Origin of the sequence: Streptomyces sp. NPDC006326 (assembly GCF_040612915.1) — a bacterium.
GTDB lineage: Bacteria > Actinomycetota > Actinomycetes > Streptomycetales > Streptomycetaceae > Streptomyces.
In genome coordinates, this window is sequence record NZ_JBEXRC010000055.1 from 21,603 (window position 1) to 46,603 (window position 25,001).

Sequence of the window (25,001 nt, forward strand, 5' to 3'; positions counted from 1 at the left end):
GTGATCGGCACGTCCTCGGACCGGCATCAGGGCAGGTCCGCGGGGCCTACTGCGGGGGCCGGTCCCCCAGGGCCGGGGGGACTTCCTCGTGCACCGTGAAGACGCTGCGCGCTCCCGTGACGTCGAACATACGCGCTACGGGGGGCCGGAGTGCGGCCAGTTCCACGGTACTGCCGGCCTCGGCCGCCCTCTGCCTGGCCCTCAACAGGATGTTGAGCCCGGTGGAGTCACAGAACGTCAGGCCCCCGCAGTCGACGACGATGCGGTCGGCACCCCGGGCGAAGACCTCGTCCAGCGCGTCGCTGAGCGGCCTGAGACTGTCGTGGTCCAGCTCTCCCGACACCGCGACCACGGCCGAGGTGCCGCTCCAGCGAAGATCTGCCGCGAGACGGGATCCGGCGCGGCCGTCAGAGGTGTCCCTCGCATTCGCCGCCATCCGACCCCTTCCGATCGCGGAGCGCACCGGTCCGTGGCGACGGTGGGCCCGTAGCGACCATACGACGCTTCGGCCCGGAGTGCCGAGCCGTGAGCGCCCGCGTCCTCCGCGCGCTCACCGCAGGGGTGGGTCAGTCGTCCGCCAGTTGGGCCACCCAGCCGTACGGGAGCTCCGCGCCGTCCAGGGTGACGGCCTCGACGGCGCGGGTCCGGGGGTCGATGTCGGCCTGGACGCCCTCGCCGGCGTACCGCGGATAGCCCGAGACGCCGAGCTCGCCGGTCGCCGTCACCCGGGCGGTGCGGAGGGTGGCGGCGTGCCCGGAGCCCTGCTCGGGGCCGGATCCCTGGTCGGGCCCGGCGCCCTGCCCGGGCTCGGCGGGGCCGGGGCGCAGCACGATGGTGTACCGGTCGCTCATGGCGTCCAGGCTAGCGAGCGGCGGCCGGACCGGCGGGGAGGCGCCGCTGTCGCCACGTTCGGTGACGAAAAGGTGCGTTCCGTAGCAGACCATGTCAGCGTCGTTGCTCAGGAGGCCATCGAGGGTCTCCACGTCTTTCCAGGAGCGTGAGCCGTCATGGGCGGTAAGCAGGACAAGCAGCGCCAGTCGGGCCAGTCAGGGCAATCCGGCAAGACTCCCTCCGAGATGGGGCAGGGCCGGCAGTCCGGCTCGCGCGACGCGCAGCGTTCGCAGCGCACCGGCGACCAGCAGCGCCGTCCGGGTGAGTTCTCCCGCGAGAGCGGACGTGAGGACGACATGATGCGCGACGAGGACATGGACGACATGCGCGACGAGCGCTGACCGACCGTCCCGCTTCACGCGGAGGGGAGCCCCGGGAGCCTTTCGGTTCCCGGGGCTCCGTCCTGGGGTGCGGGGTTCACGCCGTCGGCGGGGGCGGGACCGGCAGGCCGCCCGGCGCGGCTGACCATTCGGCGCCGCTTGACCGGAGTCGGCCAGACGGCTGCCGCACCGAGGTGGTAGCCGAGTTCGCGGTAGGCGTCGAACTGGGTGTGGTCGAACCACTGGTCCATGGTGCTCTGGCGGGGAAAGGCCTTCTCCTTCAGCGCGTAGCTCAGCAACTCGTAGGGCATGTCGGGCGTCAGGCCGGCCTTGGCGAAGACGATCGTCCCCTTGGTGGCGGGCACGCCGTCCCCGAAGTCGACGGGCTCCGGGTACTCGATCTCGCCCCGGACCACACAGCGTGCGGAGAACCGCGTGTTCAGGGCCGCCATGGGCTCCGTCGGCTCCACCTTCTCGGCGCTGCCCGGAACCAGCTGCAGCACCTCCTGCTGCTTGAACCTGATCTGCACGCCGAGGTCCTCGTACGCGAGGGTGACCGCCTCGGCGAGGGTCCTGGCCAGCGGCGGCGAGTCGCCGGACGAGTCGATGACGTAGACGGTCCGGCACCGCAGCCTCAGCAGCTCGACCAGGCCCAGGTTGTCGAAGTGCCCTCCGTCCGTGCACAGCAGCATCGGGCTGGTGTCCGAGTAGCGGCCGGCCAGCTCCTGGAGCTGGTAGCGCAGGCGGCGCACCCGGGGCAGCCGGGGCAGCACCCAGTCCGGGCCGCGCCGGGCCAGCTGCGCGAGGTACAGCGGGTTGGGCACCCAGGTGCCCAGGCGCAGGTTGGACAGGGCGAACAGGCGTTGCACGGCCATCGCCTGAGTGCCCATCGTCGAGGCGAACGCCGCTCCCGACACGGCCATCGCGGACTGCACCGTGAGGTCTCGCCGGATCGTGGGATGGGCCGTCTCCTCCATCGTGGTCGTCCGTACCCACCCGGTGTCGGGGCCGCCCACGTAGTCGTGGGAGAAGGTGAAGGGCACGGCCGCCCGGCCGGGCGCGGTCCGGTTGCGCAGCGAGAGGGCCGCCGAGGCGACGAAGACGACCTGCGGGAAGGCGGGATCCTTCGGCGGCTTGGCGTGGGTGCTCAGCGGGGTCGCCTCGCCGTTGTAGTCGTACGGGAGGGCGCCGACCGATCCGTCGTGCAGCACGGCCCGGCGCACCGCGAAGGCGCCGGCCAACCGCTGCCGGTAGAAGGGGTGCAGGCTGAAGGTGGTCTGGTCGACGAGCAGGGCCGACGCGAGCAGGGCGGCCGCGAGCCCCCACCGCCACCCGCCCCAGCCGTTCGCGTAGAGCGCCGACCAGGACAGCAGGGCCAGCCCGAAGAAGGCGACGAGGGCGAGGACGAGCCAGACCACGAGCGCCGGGAGCCAGCCCGTTCCGGTCCGGGTGACGATCGCCTTGGCCCCCTTGGTGAACCAGCGCGTCCTGCTGCCGTCCGGCTGCACCTTCCTGACGCGGCTGCCGGCGGCGTTGAACGCCCCTGCGACCGCGGTCGCCGCGACGGTCAGCGCTCCCAGCAGGGAGATCCCCCGGGCTCCCTCGGGGAACACGTCGGCGCGCTCGCCGAGCCAGGCGAACACCCACACCACCACCGGAACGGCCACCGCGAACACGGCGACGGCCGCGGCGAGGCCCAGGATCCCGGTCACCGTGGTCCGCACCCAGGCAGGGCGGGACCGGCCCCGGCCGGCCGTGAACTGGTACGCCGCCACCGACACGGCGGCGGCCAGGGCCACGAGGCCGAGGAGGGGCGGCCAGACCTGCGGGTGCAGCTGCTGCGCCAGGCCCGGGAAGGAACCGGTCCGCCGGACGGGATAGTGGTCCAGGTCGGTGAGCGGCGCTGCGTGGTAGAAGAGGCTGAGGCAGATCCCGGCCACCGTGAACGTCAGCGCCAGCAGCCCCAGCGAGACGCACAGGCCGCGCAGGATGACGCCCGCGGCGTGCAGCTTCTCGCGGGGGCTGTCCGCCAGGTACTTGGCGTGCCGACGGACGTGGTCCTCCTCCGGGCTGCCCGGCTCGAACGCGTCCCGGGCCGTCGCGAGGTCGGCGCGCGCGATCAGCCGGCCCTGCCGGTTCCTCGGCTGCCGGTCCGTGATCGCCAGCTGGTACGCGCCGACGGCGTAGCCGCCGCCCGAGACGGAGGTCAGGTAGCGGGCCCTGGACAGCACGCCTCCCTCGCGCAGCGCCTGCAGGGCGCCCAGCGCGACGGAGGCGGAGCGGATCCCGCCGCCCGAGACGCAGATCCCGGTCTCTGCCGGTTCCCGGCCGGGGGGCTGCAGGGCGCGGGTGCGCCAGCGGTCGCGCGCGCTGTCCTTCCGCGGGGCCGCGGGGACGTGCCGGTCCGCCCATGCGGTCAGGGGCAGGTTCGCGTGGGGGGCGGCGGGCGGGGTGATGAGGTCCGGGTCGTCCATGGGCTCGCCGCGGGCGAGTGCGTACGCCTGCTGGACGCGCAGCGGCCTGCTGCCGGACGCCGGCGCGCCGTCGGACTGCGGCCCGCCGTCGGACGGCGGCGCGTTCTTCACCACCGCCCGGCGCAGACAGCGGCGTGCGAGCAGGGTGACACCGATCCAGAGGGCGGCGGCCAGGAGCGGCGGCACCAGCGACCACTTCAGCAGGGCGCACCAGGCGGCCCTCTCCCAGTCCCCGTCCTCACGGGTGGCGAGGGCGTCCATGCCCCGGAAGAGGAAGGCGTTCTCGCAGAGGTCCGCCGCGGCGAGCACCAGGGTGACGGCGGCGGCGCGCCTCGCCCATTTCCGGGACACCCACCGGTAGAGGAAGCAGCTGCCGAAACCGAACAGGGCGAGCAGGAGCAGCGCGTAACCGGGGACGAAGAGGTACGAGTCGAGCCGCAGGGCCCGGCGGAACGGCTCAAGCCGTTCTCCCCGGGGCGGGCACCCGCCGTGGGGCCCGTAGAGCAGCCGGCAGGCCTGCTTCCACGTGCCCGCGAGCTGTAGCCGCACCTCCTCGGGCAGATCGCCTCCGCGCCGGTCGCAGAAGAGCCCGGTGAGGACGCCGCCGCCGATCAGCGCGAGCAAGCTCAGGGGCGCGGCCCACTTCGCGTAGGGAGGACGGGTATGCGCTGGCGTCGGCGTGCTGTCCACAGCCCGACGGTAAGCGGGGCGTGCGGGCGCTGTCCGGATGCGCGCCGGGCACCGGGGGCGGATGACCCGAAGGAACGGACGCGTCCGCGCAGGCGTTCCGGGACGGTGATGCCGAGCATGTGCGGCCCCCGGGTCTCGGGCACGCCCAGGGCAGGCTCCGGGCGGCCGAGGAGATGCGGGCCGTGGTCGCCGCCAGGGCGGCGGCGACCCGGGGCACCGTCCACGGCGGGTCATGGCGGCCGCTTCTGCGGCGGTGGCCCGGCGTCAGGCCGCCGCGCGGAGTGCCGCGGGGTGGCGGCGGCGGGCGGGGTCCGTGAGGGAGACCGGCTTCCAGACGCCGTCGGGGTGGTAGACGTCGGTGCCGGGCGGGACGATCTCGTCGATCCGGTCGAGAGTCGCGTCGTCCAGGGTGAGGCAGGCCCCCTTCAGCGCGGCCTGGAGCTGTGACTGCGTACGCGGCCCGATGATCACCGAGGTGACGGCGGGGTGGGCCAGCGGGAAGGCCAGCGCCAGTTCGGGCAGGGTGCACCCGACCTGGTCCGCGAGGGCCACCAGCTCCTCCACGGCGTCGAGCTTGGCCGCGGTCACGGGCAGTTCGGGGTCGAAGCGGGCCGGGTGGAGTGCGGCGCGACCGCTGCCGAGGTCGATCGGACGGCCCTTGCGGTGGCGTCCGGTGAGGAAGCCGGAGGCGAGCGGACTCCAGGTCAGCACGCCCATGCCGAGCCGCTGGGCGACGGGCAGCACGTGGGCCTCGATGCCGCGGGCGAGCAGCGAGTACGGCGGCTGTTCGGTGCGGAAGCGCTGCAGCCCGCGGCGTTCGGCGAGGTGGTGGGCCTCGACGAGGTCCTCGGCGGGGAAGGTCGAGCAGCCGAACGCCCGGATCTTGCCCTGGGTCACCAGGTCGCCGAGGGCCGACAGGGTCTCCTCGATGTCGGTGGTGTGGTCGGGGCGGTGCACCTGGTAGAGGTCGATCCAGTCGGTGCGCAGCCTGCGCAGGCTCTCCTCGACCGCGCGCACGATCCAGCGGCGGGAGTTGCCGCCGCGGTTGGGGCCCTCGCCCATCGGGAAGTGGACCTTGGTGGCGAGGACCACGTCGTCCCTGCGGCCGTGCAGCGCCTTGCCGACGATGGTCTCCGACTCGCCCGCCGAGTACATGTCGGCGGTGTCGACGAAGTTGATGCCCTCGTCGAGTGCGGTGTGGATGATCCGGGCGCAGTCGTCGTGGTCGGGATTGCCGACCGCTCCGAACATCATGGTGCCGAGGCAGTAGGCACTGACTTCTATGCCGGTGCGGCCGAGGACGCGGTAGCGCATGGCGGATTGCCCCCTGTGGTCGTTGCGCGGGTGCACCGGGCGGTGCGTCCGGCGACTCTACGAGCTGGAGTGCACTCCAGATCAAGTGACCGCAGCGACCGCGCCCGCGGCCGGGTGTTCAGTTGGCCCGGCCGTAGCGGACGTTGTCGCTCCAGATCCGCTCCAGCCGCACACGGGTGCCGGGTCGTGGGGCGTGCCAGATCTTGTCGTCGCCGGCGTAGATGCCGACGTGGCCGAGTCTGCCCCCTTTGGCGAAGAACACCAGGTCACCGAGGGCGCGATCGCTGCGGGAGATGTGCTGCGTGTCGCGGTACTGCTGCTCGGCGGTGCGGGGAAGTCTGCGGCCCGCCTTCCGGAAGGCGTAGAGGGTCAGGCCGGAACAGTCGAAGCGTTTTGGACCTGTTGCCCCGTAGGCGTACGGGGAGCCCTGTTTGGAGGCGGCCACCGCCAGCGCCCTGGTGCCATACGGCACGGCGATCTCGGCCGCGTCGGCGGGTGTGGCGGGGGCGGTGAGGGCGCCGGCGGCCAGGAAGGCCGCGGCGAGGAGGGAGGACGCCCGCGGGCGGCGGCGGCGAGGGGTCGGGCGGCCGCTCCGGGGCCCGCGTACGAGCCCTTGTGAAAGCCCTCGTGCGAGCCCTCGTGTGTCCATACCGGACGTGGTCATCGTGATACCTCCGCATTGGGTGAGCAGTTGAACCGGCCGATCTCTGGACAGTGCTGTTCGGGGCGGTGACATGCGTAGTGGCATTCGATGGCCGATGAGTCTTGCGGCCGCCCTCGGGCTCCTGTTCGGCAACACGGGGCGTTTTGTTCCTTCTTTGCCTTACGTCGTACGGGCAGAGCCATGGGCCGCAGGATCTCCCGAGGCTCCCAACGCCGCCCCGACAGGGGCTAAAGTCGCTGGTCATGACCGTGTTGCATGGTTCTTCCGTGGTCCTGCGCCCCACCCTCGTGCAGGACGTTCCCGCTCTGGCCGCCATCCGGGCCACACCGGCGGTGCAGGCCCGTTGGAGGGGCGGGCCGGACTTCGCGGCGGAGATCGCGGCGGAGCTCCACGAGGCCGGCGTCCACCACCTGACCGTGCTGTACGAGGACCGGGTCATCGGCGGCGTCCAGTGGCACGCCGAGGAGGATCCGGACTACCGGCACGCCGGCATCGACCTGTTCCTCGATCCGGACGTCCACGGGCGCGGCCTGGGCACCGACACCGTGCGCACCCTCGCCCGCCATCTCGTCGACGACCGCGGCTTCCACCGCCTGGTGATCGATCCCGCCGCCGACAACGCCCCGGCGATCCGCTGTTACGCCAAGGTCGGCTTCAAGGCGGTCGGCACCATGCGCCAGTACGAGCGCGGCCCGGACGGCACGTGGCACGACGGCCTGCTGATGGACCTGCTGGCCGCGGAACTGACCCGCTGAACCCGGCCGCGGGAGTTCACCGGTGCCCGGCCGCTGCACGGGGGCGGCCGGGGCGGCTTGAGCGGGCGGACGGCGGATCTCGTGGGACGCCGGGGCCACTTGGACCACCGGCCCAGGAGGGCCCGTGGCGGTGCGGGGCCGGGCCCCGGCGCGGAACCGGCCGGCGCATGGAGGTGGGGGGCGAGGGTAGGCGCGCGGCGGAGGATCGTCCTGCCGGGCGGCCCGGTGGCGCCCCAGGGGGCGTGTGGCCGCCGATGACCACGAAAGGTCGCGCATGTCGCACGTAGAGGAATACGTCGAGGTCAACGTCCCCGTCCGTACGGCCTACAACCAGTGGACCCAGTTCGAGCAGTTCCCCGCCTTCATGGAGGGGGTGGAGCGCATCGAGCAGCGCAGCGACACCCTCACCCACTGGGTGACGAACGTGAACGGTGTGCAGCGCGAGTTCGACGCGCGGATCACCGAGCAGCTTCCCGACCAGCGCGTCGCGTGGATGACGGTGGACGGGGAGCCGCGGCAGGCCGGGCTGGTCACCTTCCAGCCGATCGACGCGGGCACCACCAAGGTGTCCCTGCACATGAACTGGGTGCCCGAGGGGCTGGCCGAGAGCGCCGCCGACAAGCTCGGCTTCGTCAAGCGGCAGGTCGCCGGTGACCTCAAGCGCTTCAAGCTGTTCATCGAGTCGCGCGGAGTCGAGACCGGCGCCTGGCGCGGTGAGGTTTGAGACCGATGAGATCCGAGGCGGCGCACGAGGCCCGGCGGGCGGCATCCAGCGGGGGCAAGGGCCGGGAGGTCACGGCGCGCAGCGGGCTCGCGGCCCGCGGGGTGCTGTACGTACTGGTCGGTCTGCTGGCCGTGCGCGTCGCCTTCGGAGGCGGGGGTGAGGAGGCGGACCGGCGCGGCGCCTTGCAGAAGCTGGCGGAGCAGCCCCTGGGCGAGGTGCTCATCTGGGCGGTGGGCATCGGCCTCGTCGGCATGATGCTGTGGCGGCTGTCGGAGGCGGTGTTCGGCGAGGCCGGCGCGGACACCGCCCCCGCCGCCGAGGCGGGCGCCCACGAGGCCGCCTCCGGCCGCTCGGCCCGCCGCGGCGGCTCCTTCGGCACCGGCAGCGTCTGGAAGCGGATCGCGGCCGCGGCCCGGGCCGTCTTCTACGCCGTGGCCGCCTTCTCCGTCCTGTCCTTCGCGGCGGGCTCCGGCGGGGGCCGCTCCAGTGACGAGCAGTCGCGCGATGTGACGGCGAAGACGCTGGGGCTGCCCGCGGGCCAGTGGCTGGTGGGTGCGGCCGGGCTCGCGATCGGGATCGCCGGCGTGGTGATCGCCGTCCAGGCGGCGCGGCTCAGTTTCCGCAAGGAGCTCGCGATGGGCGGCGCGTCGGCGCGCCTGCGCAAGGCGGTCGACTTCCTGGGGGTGAGCGGCGGCCTGGCGCGCGGGGCGGTGTTCGCCGCGGCCGGCGCCTTCATCGTGTACGCGGCCGTGCAGTTTGACCCCGGTCAGGCGAAGGGGATCGACGACACGCTGCGGGCGTTCGCCGGGACACCGGCGGGGCCGTGGCTGCTGGTCGTGGTCGCCGTCGGGCTGGTGCTGTTCGGAGTGTTCTGCTGGGCCCTGGCCCGGTGGCGCAAGGTCTGAGCCGGGCGGAGGGCCGCACCTTCCTGGCCAGGCCGGTTCCGGGACGGCACACTGAGGGGGTTGGCCGCCCCCATGGTCAGGAGTGTCCGTGCCCGTCCCGATCATCATCGACTGCGATCCCGGGCACGACGATGCCCTCGCGATCATGCTGGCGGCCGGCGATCCGGCGGTCGACCTGCTGGCCATCACCACCGTTGCGGGGAACCAGACGCTGGAGAAGACCACGCTGAACGCCCGTCGGGTCTGCACCGTCGCGGGCATCACCGGGGTGCCGATCGCGGCGGGGTGCGACCGGCCGCTGGTACAGCCGCTGGCGGTGGCGTCCGACGTGCACGGCGTGTCGGGGCTGGACGGGCCGCGGTTCCCGGAGCCCACCGTCGACGTGGTCCCGGAGCACGCGGTGGACCTGATCCACCGGATCCTGACCGAACACCCCGAGCCGGTCACCCTGGTCCCGACCGCACCCCTGACCAACATCGCCCTGCTGCTGACCCGTTATCCCGGTGACGCCGCCCGGATCCGCGAGATCGTCCTCATGGGCGGCTCCACGGAGCGGGGCAACCGCAGCCCGGCGGCCGAGTTCAACGTCCAGACCGATCCGGAGGCCGCGGACATCGTCTTCCGCAGCGGGGTTCCCCTCACCATGTGCGGGCTCAACGTCACCCACCAGGCCCTCGCCACCCGCGAGGTCCTGGCCCGCTTCGAGGACCTGGGCACCGAGCTGGGGCGCACGTGTGCCGAACTGCTGACCTTCTTCGCCTCCACCTACCGCACCCTGTGGGGGTTCCCGGATCCGCCGCTGCACGATCCCGTCGCGGTGGCCCGGGTGCTCGATCCGCAGATCGTGCACTGCGTGGAGGCGAACGTCGTCGTCGAGTTGCACGGCCGGTACACGCGGGGCGCCACCGTGGTGGACCTGCACCGGTACGTGGACCGGCCGGTGAACGCACTGGTCGCGGTGACCCTGGAGGCGGAGCTCTTCTGGGACCGGATGGTCGCCGCCGTCGCGGCCCTGGGCCGCCGGAGCGCGTGAGACGACCGCGGCGAGCAGACAGCCGCAACGAGCGGGGCGGCCGGGGCCCGCCGGCCGTACGGGTCCGGCCCGAGCGTCGGACCCGTACGGCCGCCCCCGGGAGCGGCCTCAGCCCAGGGAGATGCTGTCGCCCTGGACCGTGATCTTCGCCGCCGGCAGGGGACGGGTCGCGGGACCGCCGGCCACGGTGCCGTCGGTGACCTTGAACATGCTCTGGTGGCAGGGGCACACGATGTTCCCGTCGGCCACCGTGGCGACCGAGCAGCCCTGATGGGTACAGGTCGCCGAGAACGCCTTGAACTCCCCGGCCTTCGGCTGGGTGACCACGACCTTCTGGTCCTTGAAGACCTTTCCGCCGCCGACCGGGATCTCCGAGGTCTGCGCCAGGGCCTTGCCCGCGGCGCCGCCGCCCGCGGGCGCCGCCCCTCCGGTGCTTCCGGGCGCGTCGGACGGCGCGCCGGAGGCATCCGCGGGGCCGTCGTTGCCGCAGCCGCTCAGGATGCCGCCCGCCACGGTGGCGGCGCCCGCCGCGAGGATCGTGCGTCGGCGCGTGGTGTCGCCCATGGTCGTGTCTCCTTCTTCGTACCGGTTGCGGACCGGAGTCTCATGCCTCTCCCCGGCCTCAGCAGGTACACGCCCCGCCGCTCCGGGCGGTTCACCGTACAGGCGAAACGGCCGCTGCGGCGTTCAAGTGAGTAACCCGCCAAAAGGAAGGGCCGGGCCTGTGGCATCTCGGCCAACCTGCGCCTGCGCCCCTGAACGCCCCCCGGAGTGACGTTCCGTCGGCCGCTCGCCGGGGCAGCCGCGTGGTGCCGTTGGTACGTCACCGAAGGAGAGAACACGATGACGAAGGTCCTGGTCCTGCACAGCGTCAGCCTGGTGCGGTCCGCCCTCGCGGCGCTGTTGAGATCGGAAGGGTCCTTCGACGTCACGTCGGCGGGCTGGCGCACCGCGGCGCGCCAGGCGGAGTCCTTACGACCAGACGTCGCGGTCGTCGACCTCGACTGTCCGGGCTCGGCGGCCGTCCTGGGGGCCGACGGGCGGGGAGGCCGGCAGGTGCTGGCCCCGCCCACCCCCGTCCTGGTCCTGGCCTCGGCGGACACGCCGGGGTCGCTGCGCCGGGCCTTCCAGGCCGAGGTGCTCGGCTGTGTCGACAAGGACGGCTCACCCGGCCGGCTCGTACGGGCCGTGCGGAAGGTCGCGTCGGGGCAGCGCTTCATCGACGCCAGCCTGGCCTCCGCGTTCATGGAGTCCGACCCGGTCCCGCTGAGCCCGCGCGAGCTCAGCGTGCTCGCCCGGGCCGCCGAGGGCGACTCGATCGCGGAGATTGCGCGCGCCCTGCACCTGGCGAGCGGGACGGTACGGAACTACATGGCCGCCGCCACCCGCAAGACCGGGGCCCGCAACCGCATCGACGCGATACGGATATCCCGGCAGGCCGGCTGGGTGTGATCCGGGCCCCGCCGCCCGGGGCCGTTGCCACCGGTCGGCTTCGCGGTCACCGCGTCAGTCGTCCGCGGTCCCGTGCCACATCCCCACGAGATCCCGGTACAGGGGGGACCTCGCGGGGAGTTCGGCATGCGTGCCGAGCACGGCACGGGACCCGTCGAGTACGAGGACCCGGTCGGCGCGGGCCGCGGACGAGATGCGGTGGGCCACGACGACGAGGGTTCCCGGGCGGGCCGCCAGGGCGCGTTCGGCCCGCTCCTCGGTCCGCGGGTCCAGGTGGCAGGTGGCCTCGTCGAGCAGCAGGAGCGGAGCCGGCGACAGGTAGGCCGCGGCGAGGGCCAGTTGCTGGCTCTCGCCGCGGGAGAGCAGGCGCGGCACCACCTCCGCGTCCAGGCCGCCGCACCGCTCGACGAACCCGTCCAGGCCCATCGCGGCCACGGCACCCCGCAGTTGCCGCTCGTCCGGGGTGCCGGGGCCGGGGCACAGGTGGGTCAGGTTCTCCCGGACGGTGCCGGTGAACACATAGGCCTGCTGGGGCAGCAGGGTCCGCCGCGGGTCCGGTCCCGTGGCGCCGGCGGCCCTGCGGGCGGCCGATCCCGCGACGAGCACCGTCCCCCGGTCGGGCGTGAGGAGTCCCGAGAGCAGGGCGGTGAGCGTGGACTTGCCGATGCCGCTCGGGCCGACCACGGCGAGGTGCTCGCCGGGACGGACCGCCAGGTCGAGGCCGTCGAGTACGGGGACCGCGCCCGGCCCGTACGCGAAGGTGACGCCCCGCAGCTCGGCGGCGGCCTGCCTCCGCGACGTGGGCTGCGCCCGCGGCGCGGGCTCCGGGGGCGGGGTCGGCGTCGGCTCCGGATCCCGCTCCGGCTCGCAGAAGCGGTCGAGCACCACGACGAGCCGGGTCCCGGCCGACCCGAGCGCCGTCATCAGGGTGTGCAGCGCGGGCAGCAGCGCCTGCACCAGGTAGGTGAGCGCCCCCGCCAGCGTCCCGGCGGTGACCCCGCGGCCCAGCAGCCAGGGCGTCGCGGCGAGCAGCGCGACCACGGGCAGCCGGCCCGCCGCACCGAGGGCCAGCGTACGGACGGCCGCCCACCCCGCGAGCCTGCGGGTCAGCCGCTCCTGGGCGGCGATCAGCGGCTCCACCCTCTCGGCCGCGGCCGCTTCCCCGCCGCAGGCGACGATGTCCCGCAGCCCCTCCCCCACCGCCCCGACCTGCCGCGACAGTGCCTCGTCGGTGTCGAGGGAGTCGCGCTGTACGGCGGCCATGGGGCGCAGGGTGGCGAGGAAGGCGGCCAGTCCGAGCAGCAGCGGGGGAAGGACGACCAGCAGCAGGACCGGGTCGAGGGCCGCCATGCCGGCCAGCGCCCCCACGGCGGTGAACACGAACGACCGGGCCGTCAGGACCAGCCCGGCGAAGGAGTCGCGGGCCATTTCGGTCTGCTGGGTCAGCCGTGACACCGCGCTCGCGTCGGCGGCGCGCGCCGGGTCGGCGACCGCGCGGTCGAGCGCCTGGCGCACCGCTCGCCGGACCAGGCCGTTGCGCAGCGGTTCCACCAGGCCGGCGAGTCCGGCGAACACCCCGCGCAGTGCGAAGGCGCCGAGCAGCGCCCCGGCCCCGGCCGCCGCCAGCCAGCCGAGGCCGGCGGCGGGGCGGCCGGCGAGGAAGCCGTCGTCGAGCGCGCGGGCCACGCCGTAGCCGCCGAGGAAGGTGTGCACGGACTCCAGCAGCGACCAGCCCGCGAGCCGCCCCAGGACGGGGGTGCGGGCGCGCAGGAACCGCCGGCCCTCGGGGGCGACGCGCCGCCATGCGCCGCCCGGCCGGGGTGCGGGGCGGCGATCCGGGCCGGTCACCGGGCCGCCTCCCGCCGGTCCGCAGCGGTGTCCACGCCGGCGGCGAACACCGCGCGGTAGCCGGGGTCCTGCCAGAGCTCCTCGTGGGGGCCGGTGGCTCTGATCCGCCCGTCCTCCAGCCAGACGACGAGATCGGCGCGGGCGGCGCAGGAGAGGCGGTGGGTGATGAGGATCCGGGTGCCGGGCCGGACCTCCCGGGCGAGCGCCCGCTCGACCCGGCGGGCGGTGAGGGTGTCGAGGCCGGAGGTCGCGTCGTCGAGCACCAGCAGCCTGCCCGCCCGGTAGAACGCCCTGGCCAGGCCCAGGCGTTGGCTCTCACCACCGGACATCGGGGCTTCGTCGAGCGGCGTGCCGTAGCCGTGGGGCAGCCTCCGTACGAACGGATCGGCGCCGGCTGCCCGTGCCGCGGCCGGTACCGCCCCGGAGCCGGCCCCGCGGCCGGTGCCCGGGACGGGGGCGGCTTCCGACGCCGGCGGGGACCCGAAGGTGATGGCTTCCGCGATGGTGGCGCCCAGGAGCACCGGCCGGTCGAAGGCATGGCCCACCTCGCGGCGCAGTACCTCGGCGGGCAGCTCCGCCAGCGGGACACCGTCCAGCAGTACCTGTCCGGCGTCGGGGTCGGCCAGCCGCCCCGCCACGGCGGCGAGCAGCGTCTTGCCCGCACCGGAGCGGCCGACCACGGCCACGGTGCTCCCGCCGGGGATCCGCAGGTCGATGTCGCGGAGCACCACCGAGCCCCCGCGCACCACGCGGACCGCGCGCAGCTCCAGCGTTCCCGGGCCGTCCGGGGGCAGCTCCGCCCGGCCGTGCTCCCGTACGGGCAGCGTCAGGAGGGAGGCGGTCCGCACGGCGGCGGCCCGGCCGCGTACCACCGCGGCGAGGGCGCCGGTCACCGCGCCGATCCCGGCGGCGAGTCCGGCGTAGCGGACGGCCGCGAGCAGGTCGCCGACGCCGAGGGCCCCGGCCGACAGCCGCAGGCCGGCCACCGCGAGTACGGCGTACAGCAGCAGCGGCATGAGGGCGGCCGAACGGGCCGAGGTGGCGCCGTAGACCCGCCACATGCGCCGGCCCTCGGCGTCCAGTTCGGGCAGCCGGCCGAGGATCCGGGCGCGTTCGCGGGCTGCGGTCCCGGCGGCGGCGATGGTCCGGGCCCCGGCGAGGGCCTCGACGAGACGGCCTGCCGTCGCGAGCTGCGCCTGCTGGTAGCGGCCGACGCTGGTGGAGGAGTCGCGCGTGAACGCCCGGAGCAGCAGGACCAGCAGGGGCAGTCCCGCGAGGAAGACGAGGGCCGTCCAGGTGTCGATGAGGAACAGCGCGATCAGTCCGCCGAGCGGCGGGAGGACGGCGGCGGCAGCGGCCGCGAGGGCGGCCGGCACCTTGCCCGCCTCGGTGGCATGGGCGGTCAGCCGGGCGGCGAGCTCGCCCGGCGCGTGCCGGGCCGCGTGGTGCGGCGCCGTGGCCAGCAGGCGGGCCAGGCCGCGCCTGCGCCACCAGGCGGCGGAGCGGCCGTCGACCGCGCCGGTCAGCCGTGCGGCGGCCGCGTCCAGCAGGACCTCGGCCGCGATGACCGCGGTGCACAGCAGGGTCCAGCGGGGGCCGGCCGGGTCGCGGCGCAGCAGCAGGTCGAGGGTGTGGCCGAGGACGGCCGGTTCGGCGAGGGCCGCGCCGGCGGCGGTGACGGCGCAGCCGAGGACGGCTGCGGTGCGCCCTGCGCTGTGCCGGGTGGCGGCGGCGAGCGCGCGGTCGGCGGAGCGTGCGGCTCCCGGTGTCTCGGCGGCTCCGTCCGGGGCCGGCAGGTCGGGCGGTGTCATCCGCGGACGCCTCCAGAACAGGGGTGCGGGTCCGGGCGGCGAACCGCCCGGACCCGGAGCGACCTGGGTCAGTTACAGGTCGTGACGCTCAGGCTGCTGTCGCCGCAGAGCAGCAGGCTCGCCCGGCTGCCGCCACCGGTCATCGCGGCCTCGGTGATCTCTTCCTTGGGGGTCTCCATCGACTGCAGGTCAAGAAGGGTCATGTCAGGTTCCTCTTCTTCTCGTGAGTGTTCCGATGGGTCACGGCCCCGTACGGGACCGGCTTGGGGGCCGCCGCGGAACGCCGCAGCGGCGGGAGGAACGGCAGCTGTGCGCGCCCGCCGGGCGCTGCGCTGCCGAGGGCGAGGAGGGCTCCGGCCGTGCCGGTGGCCAGGTCCATCGAGAGCCGCATCATCTGCTCGCCGGGGAAGGCCAGGTGCCCCTGGTAGGGGACGGCGTGCCGGGCCAGCGCCTCGATCTGGCGGGCGATGTCGCCGGGTCCGGAGCCGGGCCCGGGAGTGGTGGTCCGCGCGAGGTGGAGGACCATCCCGGCGGCGCCGCGGAACAGGCCGGGCTGGGCGTAGAAGGTGGCCTGGGCCGCTTTGACGATCTGGCGGCGGGCCTCCTCGAAGCGCTCTTCCGCGCCGTGCTCCAGCCAGTCGTCGAGCACCATGCCGATGCCCACGCTGCCGGCGCCGAGGTACGGCATCGTGCGCCAGCCCTCGTTCACCTGGAGGGTGCCGTAGGCACTGGTCACGCAGCGGTCGAGGTCGCGGTGCAGGGCGAGGCCGGCCTTGGCCAGCAGGTCCCGGTCGCCGGTGCGCTCGTAGAGGCGCAGGAGCAGCAGGGCGGGCCCGCTGTTGCCGTGGAGCAGTCCCGCGCGGGGCGGGCGCCGCTGCGGTCCGGCGACCAGTTCGGCGCAGCGCAGGGCGGCGGCGTGCAGTGCGGGCTCGCCGGACGCCGTCCCGAGGGCGTCGAGGGCCAGTCCGATCCCGGCGAGGCCGCTGTGCAGGTCGGTTCCGATGCCGTCCCAGGGCTCGTGCAGGACGCGGTCGGCGAGCGAGAGCGCGCGGTCGCGGTGGCCGAGCCGGTGCAGCGTCCAGGCGATGCCGGCCAGGCCGTCGTAGAAGCCGAGCGGGGTGCCGGAGGCCGGTCGGGCGGTCCGGTCCAGCAGCCACTGCTCGGCCTCGGGCCAGGGCGGGGCGCCGGTCTCGGCGAGGGCGTGGAGGACTCCGGCCGCGCCGTAACCGAAGCAGGCGCCGCCGCCGGGTGTCGCGAACTGGGCGATGTCCCCCGGGAAGAGCCGGTCCTCGCGCTCCGGGGTGGCCGAGGCGTGCAGCGCCGCGGTCATGGAGGCGCGGGCGGCGTCCCGGTCCCCCGGTGCGACGGGCAGGTACGGTCCGGCCGGGGCGGGCAGGCGTCCGGCGGGCGTGTCCGGGGAGCCGGCCAGGATCTCCTCGACGGCCTCGTCGAGGAAGGCGCGGGGTATCGGGAACTGCTCGGCGGCGAGGGCGGCCAGGTGTACGGCCTTGGTGCGGTCCAGCGCGAGGAGGCTGGTCAGCGGGAGGAACAGGGCGAGCCGCAGGCAGGCGAGGGCGTAGCGGTCGACGGCGAAGCCTCGGCGTTCCGCCGGGGCGACGAAGGCGGGGTTGGCGACCGTCTGCCGCAGCCCCTCGTCGACGTGGGCGGCCGCTTCGAAGTCCAGCAGGGCGACGGAGGGTTCACCCGTCTCGTCCTCGGTCACCATGATGTTGAAGAGGTGGAGGTCGTTGAAGACGATCCCGCGGGCGTGCACGGCTTCGACGGCTTCGGTCACCCGCCGGTGGACGGTGAGGGCCCAGTCGGTGTACTCGGCGAGCTGCGCGGGCTCCGGGTCGGCCTCGATCAGCGGGTGGCGGTGGGCGAAGTAGGTGTTGAGGGGCTTGCCCTCCAGGTACTGCAGGACCAGGAAGTGGTGGTCTCCGACCGTGAAGGTGCCGCGGACCGCGGGGACGCAGTCCAGGCCCGCGAGCTGCTCCAGCGCGCTCTGCTCGCGGCGCAGCCGGGCCACGGCGTCGGCTCCGTCGGCGGCGAGGCCCGCGTACGGCCGGGCCTCCTTGAGCACCACGGACTCGCCCGTGCGGGTGTCCGTGCCGGCGTAGACGCCGCCCCCGTTGGAGAAGTGCAGGGCGCGTTCGATCGTGTAGGGCACCCCGGTGAGGGTGACGGCGGACCGGGCGTCGAGGTGCGGCTTGAGGAAGGCCGGCGGTTCGACCCAGTCGGGCAGCTGGAAGGCGGGGCCGCGCCGGTCCGGGACGAGCCGCCCGTCGGGGGCCTCGACGGCCGGTACCAGTTCGCCGTGCTCGTCGTAGCAGTGCCGCAGGGTGAAGCTGCCGTAGCGCAGGTGGACCGGGCCGGCGGCCCAGCGCAGATCGCTGAGGATGTACGGGCCGGGCGAGCCGGCCAGCAGGGCGTCGAGGTCCTCGGCGATCTCGCGGCAGTGCTCCTCGTCGGCGGGGTAGACGGTGATGAACTTCCCGCTCGCCGCACGGTCGGCGTACTTGGCGTTGCGCAGGTGCAGCAGGTAGCGGCTGGGCACGAACTTGAAGGCGGTGCGGCGGGCGGTGCAGTAGGCGTACACGGTGTCGAGCACGGACTCCGCGTTGCCGAGCGTGGCCGAGACGTGGATCTTCCAGCCCTGGGAGGGCAGTTGGATCCCCTCGGGGCGCAGGGCGAGCCAGTCCCCGCTGCGGTGCGAGCGCCACCCCGGGGGTACCGGGGCGAGCGCGGCCGGGTAGCTCTCCTCGGCCCGCCGGTACGGTGCGTCGTAGAACCAGCGGTCGGCGTCGCAGAACGCGGCGTACCCCTTGTTCACTCCTGCTCCTTCGGTCGGCGGCAGGACCGAAGGTGTCACGGAGGAAGGGGGCGGCGACAGTAACGGCTGTCACCGCCTGGGTGTGCAGTACGCACGAGTTCAGGCGGGGGCGACCTCCGACGGGGCGCCGCCGCATTCGGGGTGTCCCCAGCGGGCGCCGACCTTGGCGATCAACTCGCCGGCCGCGTAGGACCGGCCGCAGGGGCAGGTGCCGGGGAACTTGGCCTTGATGGAGGCGCGTCCGCGGGCGGACGACGACTTCTTGGCCGCGGTACCGGTCGTGCGGCGCGGAGCGGAGGTGGCGCGGGCGGGTGCCGGAGCCGGCATCGCGGCGCTGCCGAGGGCGGTTCCGGCCGGCTGCTGGGTGGCGGCGGCGTCGCTGGCGGCCTGGTCGGCGATGGCGTTGAGGTGGTCGCCGTCCTCGCGGTGCGCGGGGACGTAGCGGAACTCCACGTCCCGCTCGGCCAGGAGCGCGTCGATCTGCTCGACGAGCTCCCGGTTGGCCACCGGTTTGCCCGCGGCGGTCTTCCACCCGTTGCGCTTCCAGGCGGGGAGCCACTGGGTGACGGCCTTCATGGCGTACTGGGAGTCCATCCGCACCTCGACGGCCGTCCCCGGCGCGAGGGCCTCCAGCAGCCGCTGCAGGGCGGTGAGCTCCCCCACGTTGTTGGTGGCGCGGCCGAGCGGCCCGGCCTCCCAGCGCTCGGGACGGCCCTGCTCGTCGGCGATGACCCAGGCCCAGCCGGCGGGGCCCGGATTTCCCTTCGCCGCCCCGTCGCAGGCGGCAATGATGCGATCAGACATCCCCCGATCATGCACCAGAGCCGCCCGGCGACGAATTCGGTGCCCCTGCGGCACCGGCCGCCCTCAGGCGGTGGTGGTGCGGACGCGGGACAGGATGGCCTCCGTGTCGACTCCGGTGGGCAGGGTTCCGTAGGCGCCGCCGTGCTCGCCGCCGAGGCGGGAGGCGCAGAAGGCGTCCGCCACCGCGGCGGGGGCGTGCCGGGTCAGCAGCGAGGCCTGCAGGACCAGGGCCATGGTCTCGGTGAGCTGCCGGGCCCGGTATTCGGCCTCGGCGGGATCGGCCAGCTGCTTGTGGAGGGCGGCCACCGCCGCGTCCAGGTGCCGGTCGGCGCCGGCCGCCAGGCCCACCTCCGCGAAGAAGGCCTCGACCGTCTCCGGCTGGCGGCCCATCGCCCGCAGCGAGTCGAGCGCGGCGACGTTGCCGGAGCCCTCCCAGATGGAGGACAGCGGGGCCTCGCGGTAGAGGCGCGGCATGCCGGAATCCTCGATGTACCCGTTGCCGCCCAGGCATTCCAGGGCCTCCGCCGCATGACCGGGCGCCCGCTTGCAGACCCAGTACTTGGTCACCGCCAGCCCCAGCCGGCGCAGCAGTGCCTCGTCGGAACCGCCCTGTGCCACCCGGTCGGTGGCGCCCGCGAGGCGCAGGGCGACGGCGGTCGCCGCCTCCGACTCCAGCGCCAGGTCGGCCAGGACGTTGCGCATCAGCGGCTGGTCGATCAGCGCCTTGCCGAAGGCACGCCTGTGGGTGGCATGGTGCACGGCGCGGACGGCGCCGAGCCGCATGCCGGAGGCGCCGCCCAGGACGCAGTCGAGGCGGGTCATGTTGACCATCTCGATGATGGTGGCGACCCCGCGCCCCTCCTCCCCCACCAGCCAGCCGAAGGCGTCGTCGTACTCGATCTCGGCGGAGGCGTTGGAGCGGTTGCCCAGCTTGTCCTTGAGGCGCTGGAGCAGCAGCCGGTTGCGGGTGCCGTCCGGCAGCACCCGCGGCAGCAGGAAGCAGGACAGGCCCCCGGGGGCCTGCGCCAGCGTCAGGAAGACGTCCGACATGGGGGCGGAGGTGAACCACTTGTGCCCGGTCAGCCGGTAGGTGCCGTCGCCGGCCGGGACCGCGGTCGTGGTGTTGGCGCGTACGTCGGAGCCGCCCTGCTTCTCGGTCATCGACATGCCCGCGATCAGCCCGTTCTTGGTGTCGGGCCGGCGCAGTCCGAAATCGTACGTGCGGGACGCCAGGAGCGGTTCCAGCCACTGCGCGAGTCCGGGGGTCGCGCGCAGGGCGGGCACCGCCGCGTACGTCATGGACACGGGGCAGGAGTGGCCCGCCTCGACCTGTCCCCAGACCAGGAACTTGGCGGCGCGCGCGACGTGCGCGCCCGGCTGTGCCTCCGCCCAGGGTGCGGCGTGCAGGCCGTGGGTGACGGCGGTCCGCATCAGCTCGTGCCAGTACGGGTGGAACTCCACCTCGTCGATGCGGTGGCCGTAGCGGTCGTGGGTGCGCAGCACCGGCGGGTTCTCGTTGACCAGGCGCCCCCACTCGGCGGCCTGCTCCGAGCCGGCGAGGACGCCCAGGCGGTGGATCTCGGGCAGGGCCCACTCGGCGCCCTCGCGGGAGACCGCCTCCAGCAGCGCGGGGTCGGCCGCCGCGTCGTAACCGTGGTGCGGGGGCACCTGGTTGGTGACCTCATGCGTCTGCGGCATCGTGTCCTCCTAGGGCACGCAGGGTGAAGGTGATCAGGGCGGGGATGACCTCGCCGGGGGCGGCGTCGCCGTCGGCGAGCGGCCCGACGAGTGCCTCGGCGATGGCGCCGACGAGCGCCGCCGCGGTCAGCTCCGGCGACTGCGGGGGCAGTTCTCCGGCGGCGACGCCCTCGGCGATCCGCCGGGCGTACACGTCGCGGAACGCGCAGCGGAAGACGAGCCGTTCGGTGTCGACCGCCGCGTCGGCGGGCTCGGCGAGCAGGGCGAAGGCGCGGCGCGGGGCCTGCAGGGCACGGGAGGCGAAGGTCTCGACGGCGGCGGCCACCCGCTCGGCCGCCGTTCCGGGCCGGTCCGCGGCGGCGGCGACCGCCTGCACCTCGCGGGCCACCAGGGTCCGGAAGAGGGCTGCGGCCAGCTCGGACTTGCCGGAGAACGACTGGTAGACGCTGCCGGTGGAGATCTTCGCCTCGGCCGCGATGGCGGCGACCGAGCAGCCGGCGTACCCCTCGCGGGAGAGCAGGCGGACGGCGGCTTCGAGCACGCGGTCGCGCCGGGCGTCGAGGCGGGCCTGTACGGCAGGCGGGCGTCGGTAGGGCATGCGAAGGATTGAAGCACTGATTCACTGCTTCACACCAGACCTTCCGGGTGGCGGCGCACGCCATGTCGGGGCGGGTCGAAGGTGGTTGCGGCGGCCATGGGCACGGGTCCGCCCGGGGCCTACGCTCCCGGCAACCGTCTTCCCGGAGGTGCCATGAGACCGTCGACCGCCAACCCGGCCGGCCGCTGCGTACGCCGCCTCGCGGCCGCGTTCCTGCTGGTGGGCGCCGCCCTCCTGGGCCCGGGGAGCGCGGCTTCGGCTGCCGCCCCCGCGGCCGCGACGCCCGCCCCTGGTCCGCTCCGGCCCTACCACCTCGGGGGCGTGTACAGCGCCGGCATCTCCTCGGGCGGCTACATGGCCACGCAGCTGCACGTGGCGTACTCGGGCACGTTCGACGGCTCCGCCGCCTTCGCCTCGGGCCCGTACGGCTGCGCGCAGAACATGCTCGCCACCGCCCTGAACGCCTGCATGGACACCGTGCAGGACCTCCGGCTCGACCAGCTGGAGCAGACCGCGCGCGCCTGGTCGGCGCAGGGCCTCGTCGACCCCGTGGAGCAGCTCTCCGGCGACCCGGTGTACGTCTTCAGCGGATCGGGCGACCAGACCGTCAAGCGGCCGGTCGCGGACGCACTCGCGGAGTTCTACCGGCGTTTCGGGGCCCGGGTCCGCTACGACAGGAGCACCTCGGCGGGGCACGCATGGATCAGCCCGCTCGGCCCGAACGCCTGCACGGTGACGGGGCATCCCTGGATCAACGACTGCGGCTTCGACGCCGAGGGCGACCTGCTCGGCCACCTGCTGGGCTCCGTCACCGCCCCGAGCGGCACCCCCGGCGGCACGCTGACCTCCTACGACCAGAACCCGTACGCCCCCGGGGGCGTGGCCGCGTCGGTGTCCATGGGCGAGCAGGGCTTCCTCTACGTGCCGTCGGCCTGCGCCGGCGCGGCCGGCCCGGGCGGCGGTGTCTGCCGGCTCCTCGTCGCCCTGCACGGCTGCAAGCAGGGGTACGCGTACCAGGCCTTCGGTACCCGCTTCGTGGAACAGGCCCACCTCAACGAGTACGCGGACACCAACCGGCTGATCGTGCTCTACCCGCAGGCCCGGGCGACCTCCACGGCGGACAACCCGAACGGCTGCTGGAACTGGTGGGGTTACCAGGGCGACACCGCGTACGCCCGGCACGGCGGACGGCAGATCGAGTCGATCATGGCGATGGTGCGGGCCCTCGGTGGCGGCGGAGCGCCTCCGTCCGGGCAGGACCGGGTGCAGCTGCCGAGCCGGGACGCCGAGGACGGCTACGTCAAGGCCGCGGCCGACGGCTCGGCCGCGGCGCTCGGCACCCTGGAGGACCTCTACGGTCTTGCCCTGGGGCGCGGCGGCGACGGCCGGTACGACCGGGCGGTGCTCTCCTTCGACACCTCGCTGATCCCGGCGGGGAAGGAGATCACCCGGGCCTACGTGACACTGGCGCGCAACGGCGGGTCGGCGGATCCGTGGGCCGGCGGCAACCGGCTGCTGGTGGACGTCCGGACCGGATGCTTCGGCGGCTGCTCCCCGGAACCGGGGGACTGGTCCGCGCCCGCGACGGTGGCGGGGGCCGCCGAGGTGCCGGCCTTCCTCACGGGGAGCGCGGCGTCGAGCGACCTGTCGGCCGCGGGTCTCGCCGCCCTGGACCGCACGGGTACGACGCAGGTGCGCCTGCGCTTCTCCGTCCCCCAGACCTCGACGGCGTACCTCTTCGTCGCCGAGGGCGCCCGGGCCACCCTGACCGTCGAGTACCGCTCCTGACCGACCCTCGGCCGGCTGCGGGTGGCCCTCGTGGCACCCGCAGCCGGCGTGCCGCCGCTGCCCGAACGGGCGATCTCCGGGGCCCGGGCGTCTCGAATCCGATCATGCGGCGTTAGGCGAAGCGGACCGTAGAGGGAGCGGACGAGGGAGAACGATGACAGACCTGACCGCGGCGCTGCGGCGCGCGCGAACACGGCCGCGCGGTGCCGCAGGGTGTCCGAGGCGCCGGCGTTCTCGCTCGGCGTGTTCGCGGTGATCCTCTTCAATGCGCTGCTGCTGGGCGTGGAGACGTACAGCGGGCTGTCCCGCGACCACGGCCATGTCCTGGACCTGGCCGAGCAGTTCTGCGTGGCGGCGTTCACCGTGGAGATGCTGGTCCGGCTGGGCGCGCACGCCGACAGGCCGAAAGCTTTCTTCCGCGACCCGTGGAACGTGTTCGACCTCCTGGTCGTCTCTTCCGCGTTCGTTCCGTTCCTGCGGGAGAACACCACCCTGCTGCGGCTGCTGAGGCTGGCGCGCGTGCTGCGTACCGCGCGGTTCATGCCGCAGTTGCGGATCCTGCTGGTCGCCGTGGGCCGCAGCCTTCCGGGCACGGTCAGCTTCCTGTTCGTCGGGGCGCTGATCCTCTACGTGTACGCGATGGTCGGCTGGATCTGCTTCGCCCGCCACGACCCCGCGCACTACGGCTCACTCGGCCGGGCCGCCCTGACCCTGTTCCTGCTGATGACGCTGGAGGGCCTCGGTGACGCCGTCCACGCGGGACTGGCCGTGTCGCCGTTCAGCATCGTCTACTACGCCTCGTACGTGCTGCTCGCGTCCTTCGTCCTGGTCAACGTCCTGATCGGGGTGGTCCTCAACGCCCTGGACGAGGCGCGCGAGATGGAGGCGGAGCAGACGGCGGCCGCCTCGCCGGGGCAGGGGCCGGAGCCGGGGGCGGCCGGTCCGGCGGCGGATCCGGCCGATGAACTCCGGCTGCGCATCGCCGCGTTGCGCCACGCCCTGGCCGAGGTGGAGGCCCGCCTGGACGCCCCTCCCCGGGAGACGTCCGCCCCGGCTGCTCCCCGCTCCCCCGCCCCCGCCCCCGCCTCTGCTCCCGCCGGCTCGGGGAGCAGCGGCCGGTGAACGATCCCGGCGGCCGAGGTGTTGCCGGGGCAGGTGCCGGACGGCCCGGGCGGGAGGTACGTGTCAGTGGCCCCGCTTACGCTCGCGGCATGAGAGCTTCGGGAACATTCAAGGTGTCAGGGTTCAGTCCGGCGTCCGTGACCGGCCCGGCGGTGGAGACGGCGCTGCCGGTCGGCGTCGCCACGATGGAGAAGCGGTACGAGGGGGAGGTCACCGGCCGTTCGGCGACGCTCTTCACCTCCGCGTTCGATCAGGCGCTCGGGACGGGTGCGTACGTCGCGATGGAGTCCTTCGAGGGCGCGCTGCACGGGCGGGCCGGTGCCTTCAACTTCGCGCATTCCGCGACCACTCTGGGCGAGACCAGGGAGAACGAGTTCTTCGTCATCGTCCCCACGAGCGGTACGGGCGCGCTGACGGGCATCACGGGGACGGGCGGCCTGGCGGTCGACGCCGACGGAACCCACCGCATCTGGTTCGAGTACGCACTCGACGCGTAGAACGCGGCGGCCGCACGGGAGCATAGACGGCTGCGCCGGGCGGCGCACGCCGGGACGGGTGCGAGGCGTCCCGACGTGCGCCCCTGCGCCTTCGGTGCGCACGATGGAGGACGGGACCGAGTGGCACACGTACCGGTCCTGTACCCCGAGGCCTGGCTCGACCCGCCGGGCCCTCGACAGAAAGGCGGCGCGATGAGCGGCACGCCGAGTACTGCACCGCGTACCACGCCGAGCAGCAGCAGTGGCAGCAATGGCAGAAACGCCTGGGCGGCGGGCGGCACGATGTTCGCCGGTGTCCTGATGATCGTCAACGGCATCTTCGGCATCTTCGAAGGCATCGCGGGCATCGCCCACAACCACGTCTACGCGCGCGTCGACCACTACGTCTTCAAGTTCAACCTCACCACCTGGGGCTGGATCCACCTGATCGTGGGCCTCCTGGTCGCCATCGCCGGTGCGGCCATCCTCAAGGGTTCGACGGCCGGCCGGATCGTCGGTATCGCCCTTGCCGCGCTCTCCGTGATCGCGCATTTCATGTGGCTGCCGTACCAGCCGGTCTGGTCTCTCATCGCCATCGCCATCGGCGTGTTCGTCATCTGGGCCCTGTGCACCGACCACCCGGCCAGGACCGGAACCGGGTACGGGCCGGGACGGATGTGAGGCCAGGTCCCCGCGCGCCGCACGCGTGAACGCCGTACGCGCTGAACATGACCGTGCCACAGCCGTGAAGCGCCCCTGTGCCGGGCCCTCCCGCCGGCCCCCCCGATCGGTAGATCAACA

Annotated in this window: 23 protein-coding genes; 10 read left to right on the plus strand and 13 right to left on the minus strand. The window is 74.1% G+C overall.

The window, feature by feature from the left end; all coding sequences use genetic code 11:
- Positions 1–46: 46 nt before the first annotated feature.
- Together ABZ128_RS30855 and ABZ128_RS30860 are read right to left on the minus strand one after the other, a co-directional pair.
- Positions 47–436, minus strand: coding sequence for an STAS domain-containing protein (locus tag ABZ128_RS30855; RefSeq protein ID WP_356852594.1), 390 nt, complete (start codon positions 434–436; stop codon positions 47–49).
- 130 nt (positions 437–566) lie between these two features.
- Positions 567–851 carry a hypothetical protein gene (locus ABZ128_RS30860; RefSeq protein WP_356852595.1) on the minus strand — a complete coding sequence of 95 codons (285 nt, stop codon included), beginning with the start codon at positions 849–851 and terminating at the stop codon, positions 567–569.
- A gap of 156 nt (positions 852–1,007) precedes the next feature.
- Here ABZ128_RS30860 and ABZ128_RS30865 point away from each other — a divergent pair, with 156 nt between their 5' ends.
- Positions 1,008–1,232, plus strand: a complete 225-nt coding sequence (locus ABZ128_RS30865) for a hypothetical protein (protein ID WP_356852597.1) — start codon at positions 1,008–1,010, stop codon at positions 1,230–1,232.
- A 14-nt stretch (positions 1,233–1,246) separates the two neighbouring features.
- Here ABZ128_RS30865 and ABZ128_RS30870 read toward each other — a convergent pair whose 3' ends face one another.
- The 3 genes from ABZ128_RS30870 to ABZ128_RS30880 all read right to left on the minus strand — a co-directional run bounded on the left by ABZ128_RS30870 (position 1,247) and on the right by ABZ128_RS30880 (position 6,353).
- A complete protein-coding gene (locus ABZ128_RS30870) occupies positions 1,247–4,375 on the minus strand; it encodes a hypothetical protein (RefSeq protein WP_356852598.1) in 3,129 nt (1,042 codons plus the stop codon).
- A 264-nt stretch (positions 4,376–4,639) separates the two neighbouring features.
- The gene (locus ABZ128_RS30875; protein WP_356852600.1) at positions 4,640–5,689 is read right to left on the minus strand and encodes an aldo/keto reductase; all 1,050 of its coding nucleotides are present in this window, start codon (positions 5,687–5,689) and stop codon (positions 4,640–4,642) included.
- 118 nt (positions 5,690–5,807) lie between these two features.
- Complete coding sequence (locus tag ABZ128_RS30880) at positions 5,808–6,353, minus strand: C40 family peptidase (protein WP_356852602.1); 546 nt, start codon at positions 6,351–6,353, stop codon at positions 5,808–5,810.
- A 242-nt stretch (positions 6,354–6,595) separates the two neighbouring features.
- Here ABZ128_RS30880 and ABZ128_RS30885 point away from each other — a divergent pair, with 242 nt between their 5' ends.
- From ABZ128_RS30885 to ABZ128_RS30900, 4 genes are all read left to right on the plus strand, one after another.
- Positions 6,596–7,108, plus strand: a complete 513-nt coding sequence (locus ABZ128_RS30885; RefSeq protein ID WP_356852604.1) for a GNAT family protein — start codon at positions 6,596–6,598, stop codon at positions 7,106–7,108.
- 274 nt (positions 7,109–7,382) lie between these two features.
- A complete protein-coding gene (locus tag ABZ128_RS30890) occupies positions 7,383–7,832 on the plus strand; it encodes an SRPBCC family protein (RefSeq protein WP_356852606.1) in 450 nt (149 codons plus the stop codon).
- 5 nt (positions 7,833–7,837) lie between these two features.
- The gene (locus ABZ128_RS30895; RefSeq protein ID WP_356852607.1) at positions 7,838–8,737 is read left to right on the plus strand and encodes a DUF1206 domain-containing protein; all 900 of its coding nucleotides are present in this window, start codon (positions 7,838–7,840) and stop codon (positions 8,735–8,737) included.
- A gap of 88 nt (positions 8,738–8,825) precedes the next feature.
- Positions 8,826–9,770, plus strand: coding sequence for a nucleoside hydrolase (locus tag ABZ128_RS30900; protein ID WP_356852608.1), 945 nt, complete (start codon positions 8,826–8,828; stop codon positions 9,768–9,770).
- A 108-nt stretch (positions 9,771–9,878) separates the two neighbouring features.
- Here ABZ128_RS30900 and ABZ128_RS30905 read toward each other — a convergent pair whose 3' ends face one another.
- A complete protein-coding gene (locus tag ABZ128_RS30905; RefSeq protein ID WP_356852609.1) occupies positions 9,879–10,334 on the minus strand; it encodes a Rieske (2Fe-2S) protein in 456 nt (151 codons plus the stop codon).
- Between the two features lie 279 nt (positions 10,335–10,613).
- Between ABZ128_RS30905 and ABZ128_RS30910 the strand changes: the two genes are divergently transcribed.
- Positions 10,614–11,222: a response regulator transcription factor gene (locus tag ABZ128_RS30910; protein ID WP_356852610.1), complete on the plus strand. Its 609-nt coding sequence runs from the start codon at positions 10,614–10,616 to the stop codon at positions 11,220–11,222.
- Positions 11,223–11,276: 54 nt separating this feature from the next.
- Here the strand turns inward: ABZ128_RS30910 and ABZ128_RS30915 are convergent, their stop codons facing one another.
- The 7 genes from ABZ128_RS30915 to ABZ128_RS30945 form a co-directional block, all read right to left on the minus strand.
- Positions 11,277–13,070, minus strand: a complete 1,794-nt coding sequence (locus ABZ128_RS30915; protein WP_356852612.1) for an ABC transporter ATP-binding protein — start codon at positions 13,068–13,070, stop codon at positions 11,277–11,279.
- Entirely contained in the window at positions 13,067–14,881 is a 1,815-nt protein-coding gene (locus ABZ128_RS30920; RefSeq protein WP_356852614.1) for an ABC transporter ATP-binding protein, read from the minus strand. Before ABZ128_RS30920 ends, ABZ128_RS30915 begins: the two co-directional genes overlap by 4 nt.
- Before the next feature lie 68 nt (positions 14,882–14,949).
- Positions 14,950–15,084: a SapB/AmfS family lanthipeptide gene (locus tag ABZ128_RS30925; protein WP_267799330.1), complete on the minus strand. Its 135-nt coding sequence runs from the start codon at positions 15,082–15,084 to the stop codon at positions 14,950–14,952.
- Complete coding sequence (gene lanKC / locus ABZ128_RS30930; protein WP_356852615.1) at positions 15,081–17,714, minus strand: class III lanthionine synthetase LanKC; 2,634 nt, start codon at positions 17,712–17,714, stop codon at positions 15,081–15,083. Before lanKC ends, ABZ128_RS30925 begins: the two co-directional genes overlap by 4 nt.
- Positions 17,715–17,813: 99 nt before the next feature.
- Complete coding sequence (locus ABZ128_RS30935) at positions 17,814–18,518, minus strand: ribonuclease H (RefSeq protein WP_356852617.1); 705 nt, start codon at positions 18,516–18,518, stop codon at positions 17,814–17,816.
- Positions 18,519–18,581: 63 nt separating this feature from the next.
- The gene (locus ABZ128_RS30940) at positions 18,582–20,216 is read right to left on the minus strand and encodes an isovaleryl-CoA dehydrogenase (RefSeq protein ID WP_356852619.1); all 1,635 of its coding nucleotides are present in this window, start codon (positions 20,214–20,216) and stop codon (positions 18,582–18,584) included.
- Complete coding sequence (locus ABZ128_RS30945; RefSeq protein ID WP_356852620.1) at positions 20,200–20,814, minus strand: TetR family transcriptional regulator; 615 nt, start codon at positions 20,812–20,814, stop codon at positions 20,200–20,202. The genes ABZ128_RS30940 and ABZ128_RS30945 overlap by 17 nt, the downstream gene beginning before the upstream one ends.
- Positions 20,815–20,967: 153 nt before the next feature.
- On the opposite strand from ABZ128_RS30945, the gene ABZ128_RS30950 reads away from it, so the two are divergent.
- The 4 genes from ABZ128_RS30950 (at position 20,968) to ABZ128_RS30965 (ending at position 24,881) form a co-directional block, all read left to right on the plus strand.
- On the plus strand, positions 20,968–22,602 hold the full coding sequence (locus ABZ128_RS30950; RefSeq protein ID WP_356852622.1) for a PHB depolymerase family esterase: 1,635 nt from the start codon (positions 20,968–20,970) through the stop codon (positions 22,600–22,602).
- A gap of 213 nt (positions 22,603–22,815) precedes the next feature.
- Entirely contained in the window at positions 22,816–23,724 is a 909-nt protein-coding gene (locus ABZ128_RS30955; RefSeq protein ID WP_356852623.1) for an ion transporter, read from the plus strand.
- A gap of 89 nt (positions 23,725–23,813) precedes the next feature.
- Complete coding sequence (locus ABZ128_RS30960; protein ID WP_356852625.1) at positions 23,814–24,221, plus strand: DUF3224 domain-containing protein; 408 nt, start codon at positions 23,814–23,816, stop codon at positions 24,219–24,221.
- Between the two features lie 192 nt (positions 24,222–24,413).
- Positions 24,414–24,881 (plus strand): hypothetical protein, encoded by a 468-nt coding sequence (locus ABZ128_RS30965; protein ID WP_356852626.1) that lies wholly within the window; start codon positions 24,414–24,416, stop codon positions 24,879–24,881.
- Positions 24,882–25,001: the final 120 nt, after the last annotated feature.

What these genes read in the sequence shown, in the direction of transcription:
- ABZ128_RS30880 (WP_356852602.1), bottom strand. Translation starts at nt 6,353, where the DNA reads ATGACCACGTCCGGTATGGACACACGAGGGCTCGCACGAGGGCTTTCA.
- ABZ128_RS30945 (WP_356852620.1), bottom strand. Translation starts at nt 20,814, where the DNA reads ATGCCCTACCGACGCCCGCCTGCCGTACAGGCCCGCCTCGACGCCCGG.
- ABZ128_RS30890 (WP_356852606.1), top strand. Translation starts at nt 7,383, where the DNA reads ATGTCGCACGTAGAGGAATACGTCGAGGTCAACGTCCCCGTCCGTACG.
- ABZ128_RS30895 (WP_356852607.1), top strand. Translation starts at nt 7,838, where the DNA reads ATGAGATCCGAGGCGGCGCACGAGGCCCGGCGGGCGGCATCCAGCGGG.
- ABZ128_RS30910 (WP_356852610.1), top strand. Translation starts at nt 10,614, where the DNA reads ATGACGAAGGTCCTGGTCCTGCACAGCGTCAGCCTGGTGCGGTCCGCC.
- ABZ128_RS30865 (WP_356852597.1), top strand. Translation starts at nt 1,008, where the DNA reads ATGGGCGGTAAGCAGGACAAGCAGCGCCAGTCGGGCCAGTCAGGGCAA.
- ABZ128_RS30920 (WP_356852614.1), bottom strand. Translation starts at nt 14,881, where the DNA reads ATGACACCGCCCGACCTGCCGGCCCCGGACGGAGCCGCCGAGACACCG.
- ABZ128_RS30860 (WP_356852595.1), bottom strand. Translation starts at nt 851, where the DNA reads ATGAGCGACCGGTACACCATCGTGCTGCGCCCCGGCCCCGCCGAGCCC.
- ABZ128_RS30940 (WP_356852619.1), bottom strand. Translation starts at nt 20,216, where the DNA reads ATGCCGCAGACGCATGAGGTCACCAACCAGGTGCCCCCGCACCACGGT.
- ABZ128_RS30885 (WP_356852604.1), top strand. Translation starts at nt 6,596, where the DNA reads ATGACCGTGTTGCATGGTTCTTCCGTGGTCCTGCGCCCCACCCTCGTG.
- ABZ128_RS30855 (WP_356852594.1), bottom strand. Translation starts at nt 436, where the DNA reads ATGGCGGCGAATGCGAGGGACACCTCTGACGGCCGCGCCGGATCCCGT.
- ABZ128_RS30925 (WP_267799330.1), bottom strand. Translation starts at nt 15,084, where the DNA reads ATGACCCTTCTTGACCTGCAGTCGATGGAGACCCCCAAGGAAGAGATC.
- ABZ128_RS30960 (WP_356852625.1), top strand. Translation starts at nt 23,814, where the DNA reads ATGAGAGCTTCGGGAACATTCAAGGTGTCAGGGTTCAGTCCGGCGTCC.
- ABZ128_RS30965 (WP_356852626.1), top strand. Translation starts at nt 24,414, where the DNA reads ATGAGCGGCACGCCGAGTACTGCACCGCGTACCACGCCGAGCAGCAGC.
- ABZ128_RS30905 (WP_356852609.1), bottom strand. Translation starts at nt 10,334, where the DNA reads ATGGGCGACACCACGCGCCGACGCACGATCCTCGCGGCGGGCGCCGCC.
- ABZ128_RS30875 (WP_356852600.1), bottom strand. Translation starts at nt 5,689, where the DNA reads ATGCGCTACCGCGTCCTCGGCCGCACCGGCATAGAAGTCAGTGCCTAC.
- ABZ128_RS30935 (WP_356852617.1), bottom strand. Translation starts at nt 18,518, where the DNA reads ATGTCTGATCGCATCATTGCCGCCTGCGACGGGGCGGCGAAGGGAAAT.
- ABZ128_RS30950 (WP_356852622.1), top strand. Translation starts at nt 20,968, where the DNA reads ATGAGACCGTCGACCGCCAACCCGGCCGGCCGCTGCGTACGCCGCCTC.